This is a genomic window from Sinomonas terrae (genome assembly GCF_022539255.1).
Lineage (GTDB): Bacteria > Actinomycetota > Actinomycetes > Actinomycetales > Micrococcaceae > Sinomonas > Sinomonas terrae.
On the sequence record NZ_JAKZBV010000001.1, the window covers coordinates 4,092,262 to 4,109,457 of the forward strand.

A 17,196-nucleotide genomic window follows, 5' to 3' on the forward strand; every position below is an offset into this window, starting at 1 on the left:
CCGACGCCATCGGCCTCCACCGCCGGATGCTCGACTCCATCGGAGAAGCCATCGCCTCGGGCCGCTATACGCCCGGCCATCGCCTCACTCTCGAGGAGCTCCAACGCGAGCACGGCGTCTCTCGCACCGTTGCCCGGGACACGATGCGCGTGCTCGAGACGATGAACCTCGTGACCTCGCGGCGTCGGGTCGGGATCGTGGTGCAGGACGCGTCGCAGTGGAACGTCTACGATCCGCAGCTCGTGCGGTGGCGCCTGGCCTCGGAGCGGCGCGACGAGCAGTACGCGTCGCTGACCGAGCTCCGCATCGCTGCCGAACCTGTCGCAGCCGCAGGCGCCGCGCGGCGTGCGAGCGGCTCCCAACGCACGGAGCTCCTGCGCGTGGCGGTCGAACTCGCGCGACTCGGCGAGGTCGGCGACCTCGAGGCCTTCCTCGCGGCCGATATCGCGTTCCACCGGCTCATCCTGCGCAGCAGCGGAAACGAGATGTTCGCGGCGCTCGACGGAATGGTCTCCGAGGTGCTCACGAGCAGGACCCGGCAGGGGCTCATGCCGTTCCACCCTCGCGAGGAGGCGCTCGAGGCGCATCGGTTGGTGGCGAAGGCGATCGCCGACGGGAACGCGGCGGGGGCCGAATCCGCCATGCGCCAGGTCCTCCACGAGGTCCGAACGGCCCTCCACCTAGCCCCCTGACCCACCCCACCCCCACCCCAACCGCTCCTCGGCCCACCCTTCTCGTTTCGGGTACAGAAACCAAGCCCCACCAGCAACTCGGGTACAGAAACGCGCAAGTGTCTCGTCGCCGCCACTTAAGGCGGCCCCTCTCCGTGGTTGATCAGTTGCGAAGTGGCCTTCTGGGTGTTTCTGGCTCTCGGCCTGGCAGCGAGATACCTCCTCGCTGGGCCCGGCCTTGGGGCTGCATTGTTGGTGGGCCTCCGCTTTTGCTGAAGCGCACGACGACGGAGGGCGCCTTCGGTGGAGAAGGCGCCCTCCGTCGTCGTACCCGAAACCCGTTCAGGCGGGAGTATCTGTACCCGAAACGATCAGGAGCGGGATTATCCGTACCCGAAACGATCAGGGGCGGGAGTATCCGTACCCGAAACGGTCAGTGGCCCAGTTTCTGGATCGCTGCCTTCGCTGTCGGGTCCGATTCATCGAGGAACTTCTCGATTCGCTCGGGCTCGCCGTCCTCCCCGATGGCGGAGGAGGCGCGCCCGAGATCGTACAGCGCCCGGAGGAACCCCTGGTTCGGCTCATGCTCCCACGGGACGGAACCGGCGCCGCGCCAGCCGTTCCGCCGGAGGGCGTCGAGGCCGCGGTGGTAGCCGACCCGTGCGAACGCGTACGCCTCGACCGTCTTACCGCCGGCCCAGGCCTCCTCGGAGAGGAGCGCCCACAGCAGCGAGGACTCCGGGTGCTTCACCACGAGGTCGCGCGCGGAGTGGCCGGTCGCGAGCCCCTGGTACACCTCCGTCTCGGCCGGGAGCAGAGTGGGCTCCGGGCCGAGGAGGTTGGTGCGGAATTCGTCACTCATTCTGGTCCTCCGGCACTGGGCTACTTGATGGACTTGCCCTCGGAGCCGAGCTGCTGCGCGGCCTCGACGACACGTGCCGCCATGCCGGCCTCGGCCGAGGCGCCCCACACGCGCGGGTCGTAGGTCTTCTTGTTGCCGACCTCGCCATCGACCTTGAGCACGCCGTCGTAGTTCTTGAACATGTGGCCGGCCACGGGGCGGGTGAAGGCATACTGCGTGTCGGTGTCGATGTTCATCTTGATGACGCCGAACGAGACGGCGTCCGCGATCTCCTGCTCGGTCGAGCCCGAGCCGCCGTGGAACACGAGGTCGAACGGGTTGTCCTTGCCGATCTTCGCGCCGACCTCGGCCTGGATCTCCTTGAGGATCTCGGGGCGGAGCTTGACGTTGCCCGGCTTGTAGACGCCGTGGACGTTGCCGAACGTGAGGGCGGTGATGTAGCGGCCGTTCTCGCCGGCGCCGAGCGCCTCGACGGTCGCGAGGCCGTCGGACACGCTCGAGTACAGCTTCTCGTTGATCGCGTTCTCGACGCCGTCCTCCTCGCCGCCAACCGCGCCGATCTCGACCTCGAGGATCATCTTGGCGGCGGACGTCCGCGCCAGGAGGTCCTTCGCGACACGAAGGTTCTCCTCGAGCGTCTCGGCCGAGCCGTCCCACATGTGCGAGTTGAACAGCGGATTCCGGCCCGCCTTGACCTCGGCCTCGGACGCCGCGAGGAGCGGCAGGACGAAGCCGTCGAGCTTGTCCTTCGGGCAGTGGTCGGTGTGCAGGGCGATGTTGACGTCGTAGTTCTTCGCGACCTCGCGCGCGAACGCCGCGAAGCCGAGCGAGCCGGCGACCATGTCCTTCACGGACGCGCCCGACCAGTAAGCGGCGCCACCGGTGGAGACCTGCACGATCCCGTCGGAACCGGCCTCGGCGAAGCCGCGGATCGCCGCGTTGAGCGTCTGGGACGAGGTGACGTTGACCGCCGGGAACGCGTAGCCGCCGTTCTTGGCGGCATCGATCATCTCGACGTACTTCTCAGGGGTGGCGATAGGCATGGAATCTCCTCGATTCAGGTCCGTGCGGCAAAACTGCGCGGCGGTGTGCTGGCCACTTCACATCCTAGCGAGAGGCGCCGCGGCAGTGATGTGCCGACCGGCAGATGACAGCGCGGCCGCCGTCGCAGGGACATCTGAGGCCTGCAAAAGCAAGGACGACGACGGCGCCCCACGCGCCGCCGTCGTCCTCCCATCCGCTCCCCCAAGGGAAGAGCAGGCCTTGTGAGTGGCCGCTAGTGCAGCGCGGCCACCTGCTGAGCGAAGCCCTCGGTCATGCTGCCGACGCCGGTGACGTCGTCGTAGCCGGGGGCGGTGAACAGCGACGAATCGTGGTTCATCCCGACGAGGTAGGTGTTGCCGCTGACCGTGCTCGAGAAGGCGACCGCCTTCTCGTGAGCCGGTGGGACGACGTCGCGCTGGGCGCCACCCGCGGCCGCCGCGGTGTAGATTGCCGGATTGGCGAAGCCGATGACCTTCCCCGAGGAGCCCTGGGCGACCGCCATCTGGGCGGCGGTCAGCGGGCAGGCGAGCGACGTGCCACCGATGCCCTCGAAGCCGAAGGAACCGGTCTTGAGGACGTTGTCGTTCGTGATCGGGCTGTAGCCGATGCGGTAGCCGGTGTACGGGTCAGCGAGGGACGAGACATCCGGCGAGACGCGGTGGCCCTGGGCGAGCGACGCCGGAACCGTGCCTACCTGATATGCAGGCTGGGCGAAGACGGCGCTCGTGCCACCGCCAGCGCCGAAGCGGAACGGGCCCGGGAGCGAGCCGGCGTAGACGAGCTGGCCGGTTGAATCCTGGACCACGCGCTGGCGCGCCGTTCCCCAGCCTGTCTCGAAGAGATAGCTGCCATCTTGGCCAACCGCGAGGCTAGTGCCACCGACCGCGGTGACGTAGGGCGAGCTGGCCGCGAAGTCCGGCGAAGCGTACCCGAGGTTGGCCACCTCGTCCCCTGAGTCGCCGCTCGAGAAGTAGAGGCCGATGCCTTCCGCCGCCGCCTGAAGGTGGATGTTCTGCTCGCCCATGAGCGTGTTCGCGGGGAGCGCTTCGCCTGTGTTGCCGTAGCTGTTGGAGACAATGTTGGCGAGGTGGCTGTCGAGGATGGTCGACATGGCCAGGTCGAGGCCGCCGCCGCAGTTGTTGCCGCCGACGTAGAGGATGTTGGCGGCAGGAGCCATACCGTGGACGGCCTCCACGTCAAGCGTCTGCTCGCCCTGCCAGCCACTCGGCTCTTGGCACAGAGCCTTGTCGAGGAACATCCGCGAGTCGGGGACGATCTGCTGGTACTGGTCGGCCGCGAGCTGTGGGACCCCACTCGCGGCCGACCAGGTATTGGTGTCCTGGACAATCGTCGGCGAAGCGTAGGCGTCGATGATGGCGACCTTCTGGCCGGCGCCAGCCGTCGCGTTCACCGTGCCCGCAGGCGAGATCCCGTAGGCACCCTGAAGCTGGGCGGGCGTGTAGCCGCAGATATTGGTCGGGAAGCTCGTTGTCCCGTAGGCCTCGGGAAGCGTGGCGGTCTTCTGGCCCCAGTAGTCAGAGCAGGGAACGTTGAGCGGCGGTTGGATCGGCTTGCTTGCCGCGGGGGCGGCCTCGCCCGAATTCGGCGTCGCGTTCGTGGGATGGGTCAGGAGCTTGCCCTGATCGATCGAAATGCCTTGGATCGCGTCGCCGAGTTCCGCGGGAACCGAGGGGGCGCTGGCGGGGCCGATGAGGGTCTGGCCATCGAAGCTGTAATTCTGCTCGCTGGTACTGAATGCCGCGTTGATCTGGGCGACGGTGCCCCGGAAGACGACGTAGAGCCGGCTCTGCGGAGTGCCGGTGATGGCCATGCCCTGCGACTTGAGCCAGTTAACGGTCGCATCGAAGGAGGCCTGGGTCGGGGCGTAGGTGTCGATCCACTGCTGGGGTGTGAGGTATTGCCCATAGCTCGCGCTGCCCGGTGTCGATACCCCGTCGGCCGTGGCCTTCGCACCCGCAAGGTTGCGGAGGTTGAGGTAGATCTCACCCTCCACCGTCGTGTTGCTGAGCGGGTTGCCGGTCTTCGTCCGCGAGCCGGCCCAGGGCGGGACGGAGCCCGGATACGCCTTGGAGTGCGACGGCGGGGGGCTGGGCGGCGAGGCGACGGCGGAGGCTGCGGTTCCGAGGCCTGCGACGCAGGTGACGGCCGCAGCGAGCGCGAAGACGCGGAGCGAAAGTCGAGGGGACCGTTGATGTTCAGGCATGGATCTTCTCCCGTCCCGAGACTGGCGTGAATGTCTCGGCTGGGAGCGACACTAGTTGTGAAACAACCTTTGCAGGGAGAGACGAATAGCTGAGAGTTTTCTGTGAGTTTGTGAATTTCCTGTGAATTGGGGATCGGCAGCGCGCCCGGTAGGCTTGAAGTCGCGCAGGGGAGTATCCAACGCGCCGCACACGTCAACACGTCGGGCACGGGAGCCTGGCCGGGTGCGGCGGCCTGTCAGAAGGACGAAACGTCCGGCCGACGGGTGGAAAGACTTGTGGCGGTCACGCCTACCTTGCGAAAGGGACTCCATGTCCATCTCCCCCCTCGTCTGGACCATCACGATCCTCGTGATCCTGGCCCTTCTGGCCTTCGACTACTTCTTCCACATCCGCAAGGCACACGCGCCGACCCTTCGCGAAGCAGCCCTCTGGTCCGCCGCCTACGTCGGCGCCGCGGTACTGTTCGGCGTCGTCGTCCTCGTCCTCGGCGGTACGGAGATGGGCGGTCAGTACTTCGCCGGCTTCATCACGGAGAAGGCGCTCTCCGTCGACAACCTCTTCGTGTTCCTTGTGATCCTCGCGAGCTTCCGTGTCCCGCGGGAGGACCAGCAGAAGGTCCTGCTGTTCGGAATCGTCTTCGCGCTCATCGCGCGGACGGTGTTCATCTTCCTCGGCGTCGCACTCATCAACAGCTTCGCCTGGATCTTCTATGTCTTCGGGGCGATCCTCCTCATCACGGCGGGACATCTGCTCAAGCCCGAGAGCCACGGGGAAGAGGAAGCGGACAACGTCATCGTCCGATTGGCACGAAAGTTCTTCCACACCTCGGAGAATTACGACGGCGACAAGCTCTTCACGGTCGAGAACGGCAAGCGCGTCCTCACGCCGATGCTCCTTGTCATGGTGGCCATCGGCGGAACGGACGTCCTGTTCGCGCTCGACTCGATCCCCGCGATCTTCGGCCTGACCCAGAACGCCTACATCGTGTTCACGGCGACCGCGTTCTCGCTCATGGGCCTCCGGCAGCTCTTCTTCCTCCTCGACGGTCTGCTCGACCGCCTCATCTACCTCTCGTTCGGCCTCGCGGCGATCCTCGCGTTCATCGGGGCCAAGCTGGTGCTCCACGCGCTGCACGAGAACACGCTCCCGTTCATCAACGGCGGCCACCATGTTCAGGTCTTCGAGGTGACCACGGGCCTCTCACTCGCCGTCATCATCGGCGTCCTCGCGGTCACGATCGTCGCGTCTCTAGTGAGCCCGGCCGGAAAGGCGCAGACCGCAATCAACAATGCCCGTCGGCACGCCGAGAGCTACCTCGATCTCGGGTACACCGCGGACCCTGCCGAACGCGAGCGCGTCTACCAGGACCTCACGGACGAGGTCACGGCCATCGAGAAGATGGACAAGAAGTACCGGGACAAGGCGAAGGACGTCGAGGCGATCCGAGCGAAGGTCCGCGAGGCACAGGCGCGCCATGCGGAGTATTTGCGAACGGCAGGCTGAACAGGAGCCTTCCGCCCCGAGAATTCCGTAAGCGTTTCGGGTACACCAACTCATCACATAGGAGACTTCGGGTACGCGAACCTCGCCCTCGAAGGCGGCCCCACTCCGGACGAGCGAGTTGGCGTACCCGAGAGGCCAGAGAGGGCGATTATCTGTACCCGAAACATCGGGGGGAAGGCGCGGCTCTCGCCAACCCCAGCCAGCTTCAGCCAGCCCCCAGCCAGCCCCAGCCAACCCCAGCCACCCTCAGCCAGCGTTCGGAAGTTGGCCGAAGACGTGCCGCCGGATCCATGCGTGCATTGCGATCGCCGCTGCTGAGGCCGCATTGATCGAGCGGGTCGAGCCGAACTGCTCGATCGAGAGCGTTGCCTCGGCGGCGGCGTGGACCTCGGGTGTGAGGCCCGGACCCTCCTGGCCGAAGACGAGGACGCACCGACGCGGCAGGTCGAACGTCTCGAGCGGCACGGAATCCGGGAAGATGTCGACGCCGAGGATCACCAGATCCTCCGACCGCGCCCACTCCACGAACTCGTTGACCGTCGCGTGGTGCCGGACGTGCTGGTAGCGGTCGGTGACCATCGCGCCCCGACGGTTCCAACGCCGTCGTCCGATGATGTGGACCTCTTTGGCGAGGAACGCGTTCGCGGTCCGTACAACCGTGCCAATGTTGAGATCGTGCTGCCAGTTCTCGATCGCGACGTGGAACTCGTGCCGACGGGTGTCCAGCTCGGCGACGATCGCCTCGTGCTTCCAGTAGCGGTACTGGTCGAGGACGTTTCGGCGGTCGCCTTGGGCCAGGAGATCGTGATCCCAGTGGTCGCCCTCGGGCCAGGTGCCCTCCCACGGCCCGACTCCGACCTCGACTTCGCGCTCTCCGCCCTCGCCCTCGTGCATCACCGGACCAGCGTAGAGGAGGGAAGCAGCTCCCTTATGCCGAGTACACCGTCTATGCCGAGTACACCGTCACCGCCGCGGCCTTGGCCACGAGTACGACGGCGGAGCCCGGCCCGAGGTCGAGCTCGGCGGCTGCCGCTGGAGTCAGATCGGCAACGATGGTGGTGCGGAGGGCCGCGGCGTGAACGCGTACCTGCGGGCCGCGGGGTTCGAGTTCCTCGATGACGGCGCGCCAAGCGTTCCGGGGCGAACCGTGCGGAACCTCTGAAGGGCGATAGACGGAGACGTCGGCGGGCCGGAAAACCGCGACTGCCTCCTCGCCCGCACGCTCCCCCGCCAGCGCAACTTCTCCCGCCAGCCCAACTTCTCCCTCCTCCGCAGCCTCCGTCTCCGAGGGCTCCACGCCGAACACCTCACCCAGGCCCTCGACCCGGAGCCGACCGGGCGCCATCGTTCGCCCCTCAAGGAAGTTGAGCCCGGCGAGCCCGGCGGCGAAGCGGCTCCGTGGGCGCTCGAGCAGCTCCGCCGTCGGCCCCTCCTCCACGACACGGCCGGCCTCGAGCACAACGACACGGTCTGCCAGCATGTGAGCGTCGAGGGCCTCGTGGGTGATGAGCACCGCGGTGCGCTCGGCGAGCACGCGCCTCAGGAGGCGCCGCAGCGCGGGGGCGACGGCGACGTCGAGCGCCGCAAAGGGCTCGTCGAGCAGGAGGAGCTGGGGCTCGGCGGCGAGGGCCCGGGCAATGGCGACCCGCTGAGCCTGGCCGCCCGAGAGCTGGGCGGGGCGCCTCTCGGCGAGCTCGACGGCGTCGACCTCGCCGAGCCAACGCTCGGCCGCCGCACGCGCCGCACGCCGCGAAGCGCCCGACGCGCGCGGGCCGAAGGCGACGTTGTCGACGACGTTCAGGTGGGGGAACAACAGCGGCTCTTGGGCGAGGAGCGCGACGCCGCGGGCGTGCGGCGGGACCCACGCGCCGTCGTCGAACAGCACGCGCCCGTCCAGCACGGCACGTCCGGAGTCTGCCCGGAGCAGGCCCGCGGCGAGCGCGAAGAGCGTCGACTTCCCCGCACCGTTGGGCCCGAGGACAGCGACCGTCTCGCCGTCCTGCACTTCGAGCGCCGCGTCGAACCCCCGCTCCCCGATCGCTGCCTCCAGCCGGAAGCTCACGCCGAGACCGCCCCGGCCAAGCGGCGCCCGTACGCGACGCCGACGACGAGGGCAGCCACCACGACGAGCACAAGCGCGAGGGCAACCGCGGCGTCGGGATCGACCTCGCGCTGGAGGTAGACCTCGAGCGGGAGGGTGCGCGTGACGCCTTCGAGGCTGCCCGCGAAGGTCAGCGTGGCCCCGAACTCGCCGAGGCTCCGCGCGAACGAGAGCACGAGCCCGGACGCGAGGCCCGGCGCCACGAGGGGGAGCGTCACTCGCCAGAACACATGCGTCGGCGCGGCGCCGAGAGTCGCCGCGACGGCTTCATACCGCCCTCCGGCGGTCCGGAGAGCCCCTTCGAGGCTCACCACGAGGAACGGCAGCGAAACGAACGTCTGCGCCATGACGACGGCCAGGGTCGTGAACGCGAGCTGCACGCCGACGATGTCGAGCCACTGGCCGACAAGCCCGAGCCGCCCGAACGTATAGAGGAGCGCGAGGCCGCCGACGACGGGCGGCAGGACGAGCGGCAGCAGCACGAGGGCGCGAAGCCAACGCCGCCCGCGGACGGGCCCCCGCGCGAGCACGAGGGCCATCGGGACACCGAGGACGAGGCACGCTGCCGTGCTCGCAACGGCCGTCTCGAGGCTCAGGCGGAGCGCGGCGAGTGACGAGTCGGACGTGATGAGCGGGATGAAGTGCAGCCAGTCGACGCGCGTGAGCATCCCGGCCAGGGGCACCAGAACGAACAGGACCCCGAGCGCGGCTGGTAGGTAGATCCAGCGCGGGAGGCCGGAGTATCCGCGCGGCTCAGGGCGCGCCGAAGCCGGCATCGCCGAGCACCTTCTGCCCCTGAGCCCCGCGGACGAAATCGACGAACTCCTGGGCGAGGGCGGCGTTCTTGGAATCCTTGAGCGCCACGATCGGGTAGCTGTTGACCGCCGCCGACGATTCCGGAAAAGCCACTCCGCTCACCTTGCTGCCCGCGCCCTTGACGTCCGTGACGTACACGAGCCCAGCGTCGGCGTCGCCCGAGATGACCTTGCCGAGGACGTCGGTGACGGATTGCTCTTCGCTCACGGGCTTGAGGGTGAGACCCGCAGCCTTCGCCGCCTTCTGCGCCGCGCTCCCGCACGGCACCTGCTGGGCGCAGACCACGAGCCGCACACCTGCCTTCGTGAGGTCTTGGAACGTGTGGATCCCGGCGGGGTTCGACGGCGGGACCGCGATCTCGAGCACGTTCGTCGCGAAGACCTGCGGGGTGCCGGCGGCGAGACCGGCGTTGGTCGCCTTGGTCATGTTCGTCTGGTCCGCGGACGCGAAGACGTCCGCTGGCGCGCCGTTCTGGAGCTGGGAGACGAGGTCGGAGGATCCGCCGAAGTTGAAGTTCACCTTCGAGCCCGGATGGGCAGCCTCGAAGTCGTGGCCGAGTTCGGTGAACGTGGCCGTGAGCGAGGCGGCGGCGAAGACCGTGAGGGTACCCCCCGAGGAGGCGGACGACGACGCACTGCCGCCTGCCGTCGTCGTCCCCCCGCACGCCGTGAGCGCCAAGGCGAGGACGACGCCGGCCGCCCCCAGAGCTTGATTCAGCAGAGCCTTCATGAGACTTTCCCCCCGCTGGTTTCGACGATGACGGTCGTGGCCTTCACGACCGCGGTCGCGACGCTGCCCGGCTCAAGCCCGAGCTCCCGGACGGCTTCCGAGCTCATGAGCGAGACGACGCGGTACGGGCCGCACTGCAGCTCGACCTGGGCCATGACGCGGTCCTCGATCACGCTCGTCACGAGGCCGACGAAACTGTTCCGCGCGGAGCGAGCCACGCCGCTCGCGTCACGCGGCGTCGTCGCCTGTCGGCGGGCGAGGTCCGCGAGTTCGGCGCCGTCGACCGCGGAGCGTCCGGAGGCGTCCTTCGTGGCGGTGAGGACGCCGGAGTCGACCCAGCGCCGCACGGTGTCGTCGCTCACGCCGAGGAGGCTGGCGGCCTCGGCTATACGGAGGAGTGGCATGCGACGAGTCTAAAGGCGCAGATGCGGAAGCAGAAGCTATTCAATTCCGCATCTGCGCCTGTGTGGAAACTCATTGCCCGGGCTCGGAAGCGAGGTGGAAGACTGGACGCAGACCGTCCCCCATCAGGAGGAACCATGGCCGACTCCACATCCACGACCGCCGAGCGCGACGGCTCCCTCGCGACCCCGCCCGACACCGACACGATTCCCACCCCCGCCCCGGCTGGAAGCAAGGTCGTGTACCGCAGCGGCGAGGAGATCGAGTGCTGGCTGACCGACATGGACGGCGTGCTCGTCCATGAGAACCACCCGATTCCCGGCGCTCCCGAACTCATCCAGCGTTGGGTCGACACGTCCCGGCGCTTCCTCGTCCTGACGAACAACTCGATCTTCACGCCGCGCGACCTCGCCGCCCGCCTCCGGGGCTCCGGGCTCTCGATCCCCGAGGAGAACATCTGGACCTCGGCGCTCGCGACGGCGGTCTTCATCAAGGATCAGATGCCAGGGGCGCGCGTCTACTGTATCGGCGAGGCGGGGCTCACGACGGCGCTCCACGAGGCGGGCATGATCCTCACCGACCAGGACCCGGACTACGTGGTGCTCGGCGAAACCCGCACCTACTCGTTCAACGCCATCACGACGGCGATCCGGCTCATCGTCGACGGTGCGCGGTTCATCGCTACCAACCCCGACGCGACTGGCCCTTCGAAGGAGGGCGTCCTGCCCGCCACCGGCGCCATCGCCGCCCTCATCACGAAGGCCACGGGGCGCGAGCCCTACACGATCGGGAAGCCCAACCCCATGATGTTCCGCTCGGCGATGAACCAGATCGATGCCCACTCCGAGACAACGGCAATGATCGGCGACCGCATGGACACCGACATCGTCGCAGGCATGGAGGCCGGGCTGCACACCGTCCTCGTTCTCTCCGGCATCACCCAGCAGCACGACATCCAGACGTTCCCCTTCCGCCCGAACCAGGTCGTGAGCTCGGTCGCGGAGCTGCTGAAGCAACTCTGACCCAGGCAGCCCGTCCGAAGGCGCACGTTTGTCCCGAGAGCGTACGTTTCATGCGAGAGCGCACCTCGCAACCGCTCTAGAGGTGCGCCCTCGGACGAAAGGTGCGCTCTCGCAGGGAGCGGCGGCGCTTCATCGCGGCACGCGATTGCTCCAGAAGATACTTGTCGACTAGATCTCTCCCAAGGACGCGATGTGCGTCCCCAAGGGACAAGATCAGGGGAATTGAGACGTTGCCCTGACGACAAGCACGGGACGGATATCCGATTCACATGGAATCAGACATTCAGAGGCGAAAGATTGCCGGCTATTGGACCTTCCTCTCGTCTGGTCTCGGGGCGCTTGTGCTAATGCTGGGGTTCACCCCGCCGCTCCCTCTGTTGGTAACGGTGAGTAGCTCAACGGCCCTGTTGGCGGCGGGCACGCTCCTGTCGGTTCGGCTCGGCCAGATCAGCCGCCGGGTTTGGACGGATCTGCCCACAGCCTCGGTCGGCTTTGCGTCGTGGCTCGTGGTTCCGTTTGCGGCGGCTATCCTCCTCCGGGACACCCCCGTTGCGCTGTGGGCGGTCCCACTCCTCGCCACCGCGACAACGGTTGCAAGCAACGTGTACCTTGCTCGGAGCGGGCCGTTTCTCATGCCTGACGGGACGATCGTGAGAGGGCTTCCCCCGGCGACCTTGTAAACGCTTGCATCACCTGCTTACACTCTTGCGGGCGTCGGGGCCCACAAGCTCACTGAACGCAAGAAAACCCGCCGCTCCCGGCGCTGAACCACGTAAGGACAATGCCGATGCTGTCCCAGACCAAGCTGGATATCTGGACCGGCACCGAGGCCCTGCTCTTTGATCTCGACGGGGTTCTCACGCCCACTGCGGTCGTCCACGAGCTCGCGTGGCGCCGCCTCTTCGAGGAATACCTGACGGCCGCCGGCCGCGGTCCCGCCTATGCCGACGCCGACTACTTCGACCACATTGACGGCAAGCCGCGCTTCGACGGGGTCCGAGATTTCCTGGCGTCGCGTGGCATCACCCTTCCTGAGGGCCCCGATGACGACGACGCCGCCCACGAGACAGTCCAGGGCCTCGGCAACCGCAAGAATCGCCTCTTCAACACCATCATTGAGACCGAGGGCGTCGATCCTTACCCCGGTTCCGTGCGCCTCGTCGAGGCGGCTCAGGAGCGTGGGGTCAGGCTCGCCGTCGTCTCCTCGTCCCGCAACGCGCCCGCCGTGCTGCGGGCGGCGGGCCTTGCGGGTGCCTTCCCGATAGTGGTCGACGGCGCGGTGGCGGCTCGCGAGGGCCTGCCGGGAAAGCCGGACCCCTCGACGTTCGTCCGCGCCGCGGAGCTGCTCGGCGCCCAGCGCTCGGCGTGTATCGTCGTCGAGGACGCCGTCTCGGGCGTCCAAGCCGGAGCGGCCGGTGGGTTCCGTGCGGTCGTCGCAGTGAACCGCGGGGCCGGATCCGAGGTCCTGAAGGCGGCTGGCGCGACCTACGTCGTCGACGACCTCGCCGAGCTCATCTAGCCCCCGCCTGCACAAAACCCCGCCTGGACAGACCCACTCCTGCGGACCGGATGCCAACCAGCCGGCCCATCCCCCATTCAGAAACGGCAACCCTATGACCCTTGTGACCGCAGACCGTCACCGCTTCCCGCTCGACGAGTGGGCCCTTGTCGAGACGAGCCACGTTCCCGGCACTGAGGGAACGCTCGAGACGCTCTTCAGCCTCGGCAATGGGCATCTCGGGATCCGCGGAGCGCACATGGCGGAAGCGGACGGCGCACTGCCCGGCACGTTTCTCAACGGGTTCCACGAGACGTTCGACATCCGCCACGCGGAGAGCGCCTACGGCTTCGCCAAGCAGGGCCAGCGCATCCTCTACGTCCCGGACGCCCACGAGACGGTCGTGCGGGTGGACGGCGAACAGCTGAGCCTCGCCACCTCCCAAGTCGGGGACTTCCAACGACGGCTCGACTTCCGGACCGGCGTGTACGAGTGCACGATCGTGTGGCAGTGCATGTCCGGCGCGCGCGTCACGACCCGCGAGCGCCGGGTGGTCGGCGCGGCCACGCGCGCGAGCCTCGGCATCGAACTCGAGATCAGTGCGGACCGCCGGATCGTCGCGGACGTGGCGTCCGTCGTCGTCAATCGCCAGGACCAGCCGCGCGATGACCACTCGGACCACGACCCGCGCCGCGCCGGTCGGCACGCCGGCCGCGTCCTCGACTCGGCCCTCGCGGAGGGCGCGAACGGGAACCTGCGCCTCGCGTGGACCACTGTCGCCTCGCGGCAGCACGTCGCGGTCGCCGTCGACCACGTCGCAAACACGCCCATGCCGCCTTTCTCGACCGAGGCCGAGGCGGATCGCGGGAGTGTCCGCTACGTCCTGCCGATCGACCCGCACGAGACCTTCCGTCTCGAAAAGCGCGTGAGCTACGCCGTCGGCGCCCAGAACGCGCCCGATCTCGCGGGCGACGCCCTCGAGCCGACTGGCTGCGTGAATGCCCTCACGGAGGCCGCCGCCGCCTCGCTTCGCACCTTCGAAGAGCTCCTCGAGGAGAGCAAGACCCGCTTCGAGCGCTACTGGGCCGCCGCGGACATCACGATCGGCGGCCCGCCCGAGCTCCAGCAGGCCGTGCGCTGGAACCTCTTCCAGCTCGCCCAGGCGACCTCGCATGCGGGTGTTGCCGGCGTTCCCGCGAAGGGGGTCACCGGCTCGGGATACGAGGGCCACTACTTCTGGGACCAGGAAATCTACGTCCTGCCCTACCTCACGTACACGGACCCGGAGGCGGCCCGGCAGGTCCTGAAGTTCCGCCACGAGATGCTGCCTGCGGCCGCGGCACGCGCGTCGGAACTCAACGTTGACGGCGTCCTCTTCCCGTGGCGCACCATCAACGGGCAGGAGGCGAGCGCCTACTACGCCGCGGGCACGGCCCAGTTCCACATCAATGCGGCCATCGCGTACGCCGCGGCGCGCTACGCCTGGGCGAGCGGCGACCAGGAGTTCCTCGGGGGCGAAGGCGGCGACCTGCTCATCGAGACTGCCCGCATGTGGGCCTCGCTCGGCTTCTTCGGCAAGAACGGCCAGTTCCACATCCACGGCGTCACGGGCCCGGACGAGTACACGGCGGTCGTGAACGACAACCTGTACACGAACGTGATGGCCCGCTTCAATCTGCGCGCCGCCGCGTCGCTGGCCCATCCGGCGGTCTCCGAGACCGAGCGGCTCCTGTGGTCGCACATCGCGGAGCGCATGGCCCTGCCCTACGACCCGGACATGCGGGTTCACGCGCAGGACAACGACTTCATGACGCTCGAGCCGTGGGACTGGGAGACGCCCCGGTCGCAGTACCCGCTGCTCCTGCATTTCCACCCGCTCGTGATCTACCGCCACCAGGTCCTCAAGCAGGCGGACGCAGTGCTCGCCATGCTCCTTCAGTGGCAGGACTTCACTGCGGAGGAGAAGCAGAGGGCCTTCGACTTCTACGACCCGATCACCACCGGGGACTCGACGCTCTCGGCCTGCGTCCAGGGCATCATGGCGGCCGAGGTCGGCTACACCCCTGAGGCAGTGCGGCACTTCAACACGGCCGCCTTCATCGACCTCGACAACCTGCACGAGAACACGATCGACGGCGTCCACACGGCCTCAGCGGGCGGGGTATGGGCCGCGCTCGTGAACGGCTTCGCCGGCTTCCGCGACCAGGGCCCGCTGCCGTACTTCGACCCGCGACTCCCCGAGGACTGGGAGAGCCTCGAGTTCCGGCTGCAGCTCCAAGGCCGTTCGCTGCGGGCGCGGCTCACACCAGGGCAGCTCGAGCTTCAGGTCGATGCCGGCGATCCCCTCGACGTGAGCGTGCGCGGCGGGATCGTCGAGGTCGGCTCAGAGCCCGTCGCGGTCGAGCTCGGGGAACCCCCGGCCCCTCAGCCGAGCGTCTTCCCGCGGCCGTTCCCGACCGCCGGGCTGAGCGCGCTGTCTTCGCTGTCCTGAGCGGGCGGAATCCGGCGGACGACGACGGCCAGCACCCGCCGTCGTCCGCTCCGCGGCCGTCTAACGACTCACTTCCCGTCGCGCCGTCAGCTCCGCAGGGTGAGAACCCTGCGGAGCTGACGGCGCAAGTAGTTCAGCCCTACCCTGCCCCGCCGCCAGCGCCTCCAACCGGTCGCGGCAGGGGGAGCAGCAGCGGGAGCAGCTTCCCGAGCACGTTGTTGTAGAGCGCCGAGTTCCACTGCGGGCTCGCGTGCGCCGGGAAGGCTCCGGACGTCTGGAGCGAGGAGGAGACGAGGTTGTCCGGGAAGTACTGCTGCCAGCGCGCACGGGCCGAATCGTAGTCCACGGTCTGATCGCCGGGATTCCCGATGAAGCCCATCTGGATCTGCCCCAACTCGCCCTCGAACCGGGTGCCCTCCCAGTCGTAGATGTACTGGGACTCCGTCTGGATGAGCACGCTCGACGGCGCGAGCGGTGTGAGCTGCTCAAGCGTCTGGTCGAGGACCTGTCTCCAGGTCCGCTCGTGCTTGTTGATGATCCGTTCGCCGAGCTCGTAGCCCCCGCGCAGCACGCTAGGGACCCGGAATCCCAGCTCATACAGGTCGACGACGCCTTCGAACCAGGTGAGGTCCTTGACGTCGTACTTGGAGGCCGGCGAAGAGTCGAGGACGATTGCGCCCACCCTAGGAACATTCGCCCCGGTCGACGCCGCCAACTCCAGCAAGCGGGACGCCACCTCGACGGCGAGCATTCCCCCGAACGAGTGCCCATAGAAGTGCAGCTCCGTGAGCCGATTCTCGTTCGCGTACCCGAGGATGGCCGCGATGACCTGATCGATGTCGAGCCCGTCGTTCGAATAGCCCACCGCCGCGAGCTGCCCGCGGTCCCCGAGCGATGGCGCGAGCAACGTGATGATGAGCTGGGCCTCCTCCCAGCTGGTCTTGTAGCCGGGGAACAGGACCCAGGAGGTGCCCGGAAAGCGCCGCTTGGCGTCGTCGTCGTTCGCTGTGAGCACGACCGTCTGCCGCCGCTGGCTCTGGATCACCCGCGTGGTGAGCATGTCGGCTGCGAGGAGCCCCGCGGTGATGCTCCCGCTCAGGAACGCCCGCCGCGAGACGCGCTGCAGGTGCTCCGCGGAGCGCAGCATCGCGGCAAGGCGCCGGATCCCGCCCTCGTCGAGGCCGGGATTTCCTTGCGGCCGCTCAGTCGAGTCCGAGCTCATCCTTGCTGAAGGCATAGAGGTACGGCACGCCGGCCTCGGCCTCGATGCGCTCCTTCGCGCCCGTCGCGCGGTCCACGATGACGACGACGGCAGTCACCTCGCCTCCAGCATTCCGCACGCCCTCGACGGCGGTGAGCGCAGAACCGCCCGTCGTCGACGTGTCCTCGACGACGACGACCTTCCGCCCCTCGACCGAGGGCCCCTCGACCTGACGGCCCATCCCGTAGGACTTCTGCGCCTTCCGGACCACGAAGGCGTCGACCTCGCGGCCAGCCTCACGCGCGGCGTGCATAATCGCGGTACCTACGGGGTCCGCGCCCATGGTGAGACCGCCGGCGGCCTCGACCCCGACGCCGGCCTGGTCGATGAGATCGAGCATGACGCGGCCCACGAGCTGCGAGGCCTCGTGGTGGAGCGTGATGCGGCGGAGGTCGATGTAGTAGTCCGCTTCCTTGCCGCTCGAGAGCGTCACGCGGCCGTGGACGACGGCGAGCTCCTTGATGAGCTCGAGGAGGCGCGCCCGGGCGGCGGCCAGGTCGGGCAGTGCTGAGTCAAGGGGCGCAGTCATGGCTACGATTCTAATTGCTGCCTCCGACACGTTTGGGCGGCG

The 17,196-nt window shown here is 68.1% G+C and carries 15 protein-coding genes; 5 read left to right on the plus strand and 10 right to left on the minus strand.

Going from position 1 to position 17,196, the window contains the following annotated elements:
- Positions 1-26 precede the first annotated feature (26 nt).
- On the plus strand, positions 27-692 hold the full coding sequence (locus L0M17_RS18935; protein WP_241056509.1) for a FadR/GntR family transcriptional regulator: 666 nt from the start codon (positions 27-29) through the stop codon (positions 690-692).
- Positions 693-1,104: 412 nt separating this feature from the next.
- Here the strand turns inward: L0M17_RS18935 and L0M17_RS18940 are convergent, their stop codons facing one another.
- The 3 genes from L0M17_RS18940 to L0M17_RS18950 all read right to left on the minus strand — a co-directional run bounded on the left by L0M17_RS18940 (position 1,105) and on the right by L0M17_RS18950 (position 4,801).
- Entirely contained in the window at positions 1,105-1,533 is a 429-nt protein-coding gene (locus L0M17_RS18940) for a DUF3151 domain-containing protein (RefSeq protein WP_241055936.1), read from the minus strand.
- Between the two features lie 20 nt (positions 1,534-1,553).
- Entirely contained in the window at positions 1,554-2,576 is a 1,023-nt protein-coding gene (fbaA, locus tag L0M17_RS18945; RefSeq protein WP_241055937.1) for a class II fructose-bisphosphate aldolase, read from the minus strand.
- Between the two features lie 233 nt (positions 2,577-2,809).
- Positions 2,810-4,801, minus strand: a complete 1,992-nt coding sequence (locus L0M17_RS18950) for a S53 family peptidase (protein WP_241055938.1) — start codon at positions 4,799-4,801, stop codon at positions 2,810-2,812.
- 310 nt (positions 4,802-5,111) lie between these two features.
- Between L0M17_RS18950 and L0M17_RS18955 the strand changes: the two genes are divergently transcribed.
- Positions 5,112-6,305, plus strand: a complete 1,194-nt coding sequence (locus L0M17_RS18955) for a TerC family protein (RefSeq protein ID WP_241055939.1) — start codon at positions 5,112-5,114, stop codon at positions 6,303-6,305.
- Between the two features lie 246 nt (positions 6,306-6,551).
- Here the strand turns inward: L0M17_RS18955 and L0M17_RS18960 are convergent, their stop codons facing one another.
- From L0M17_RS18960 to L0M17_RS18980, 5 genes are read right to left on the minus strand one after another with little or no spacing between them, the layout of a single operon-like run.
- Positions 6,552-7,199, minus strand: a complete 648-nt coding sequence (locus L0M17_RS18960; RefSeq protein WP_241056510.1) for a TrmH family RNA methyltransferase — start codon at positions 7,197-7,199, stop codon at positions 6,552-6,554.
- 52 nt (positions 7,200-7,251) lie between these two features.
- The gene (locus L0M17_RS18965) at positions 7,252-8,367 is read right to left on the minus strand and encodes a sulfate/molybdate ABC transporter ATP-binding protein (protein WP_241055940.1); all 1,116 of its coding nucleotides are present in this window, start codon (positions 8,365-8,367) and stop codon (positions 7,252-7,254) included.
- A complete protein-coding gene (locus L0M17_RS18970) occupies positions 8,364-9,182 on the minus strand; it encodes an ABC transporter permease (RefSeq protein WP_241055941.1) in 819 nt (272 codons plus the stop codon). The genes L0M17_RS18965 and L0M17_RS18970 overlap by 4 nt, the downstream gene beginning before the upstream one ends.
- Entirely contained in the window at positions 9,160-9,951 is a 792-nt protein-coding gene (gene modA / locus L0M17_RS18975) for a molybdate ABC transporter substrate-binding protein (protein WP_241055942.1), read from the minus strand. Before modA ends, L0M17_RS18970 begins: the two co-directional genes overlap by 23 nt.
- On the minus strand, positions 9,948-10,355 hold the full coding sequence (locus L0M17_RS18980; protein WP_241055943.1) for a TOBE domain-containing protein: 408 nt from the start codon (positions 10,353-10,355) through the stop codon (positions 9,948-9,950). Before L0M17_RS18980 ends, modA begins: the two co-directional genes overlap by 4 nt.
- A 135-nt stretch (positions 10,356-10,490) precedes the next feature.
- Here L0M17_RS18980 and L0M17_RS18985 point away from each other — a divergent pair, with 135 nt between their 5' ends.
- The 3 genes from L0M17_RS18985 to L0M17_RS18995 all read left to right on the plus strand — a co-directional run bounded on the left by L0M17_RS18985 (position 10,491) and on the right by L0M17_RS18995 (position 15,364).
- Positions 10,491-11,375 (plus strand): HAD-IIA family hydrolase, encoded by an 885-nt coding sequence (locus L0M17_RS18985; protein ID WP_241055944.1) that lies wholly within the window; start codon positions 10,491-10,493, stop codon positions 11,373-11,375.
- A 787-nt stretch (positions 11,376-12,162) separates the two neighbouring features.
- Entirely contained in the window at positions 12,163-12,894 is a 732-nt protein-coding gene (locus L0M17_RS18990; RefSeq protein ID WP_241055945.1) for an HAD family hydrolase, read from the plus strand.
- A 94-nt stretch (positions 12,895-12,988) separates the two neighbouring features.
- The gene (locus L0M17_RS18995) at positions 12,989-15,364 is read left to right on the plus strand and encodes a glycoside hydrolase family 65 protein (RefSeq protein WP_241055946.1); all 2,376 of its coding nucleotides are present in this window, start codon (positions 12,989-12,991) and stop codon (positions 15,362-15,364) included.
- Between the two features lie 139 nt (positions 15,365-15,503).
- On the opposite strand, the gene L0M17_RS19000 is transcribed toward L0M17_RS18995, so the two are convergent.
- Together L0M17_RS19000 and pyrE are read right to left on the minus strand one after the other, a co-directional pair.
- Positions 15,504-16,601, minus strand: coding sequence for an alpha/beta hydrolase (locus L0M17_RS19000; protein ID WP_241055947.1), 1,098 nt, complete (start codon positions 16,599-16,601; stop codon positions 15,504-15,506).
- Positions 16,567-17,154: an orotate phosphoribosyltransferase gene (gene pyrE, locus L0M17_RS19005; RefSeq protein ID WP_043124648.1), complete on the minus strand. Its 588-nt coding sequence runs from the start codon at positions 17,152-17,154 to the stop codon at positions 16,567-16,569. Before pyrE ends, L0M17_RS19000 begins: the two co-directional genes overlap by 35 nt.
- Between the last annotated feature and the right edge of the window lie 42 nt (positions 17,155-17,196).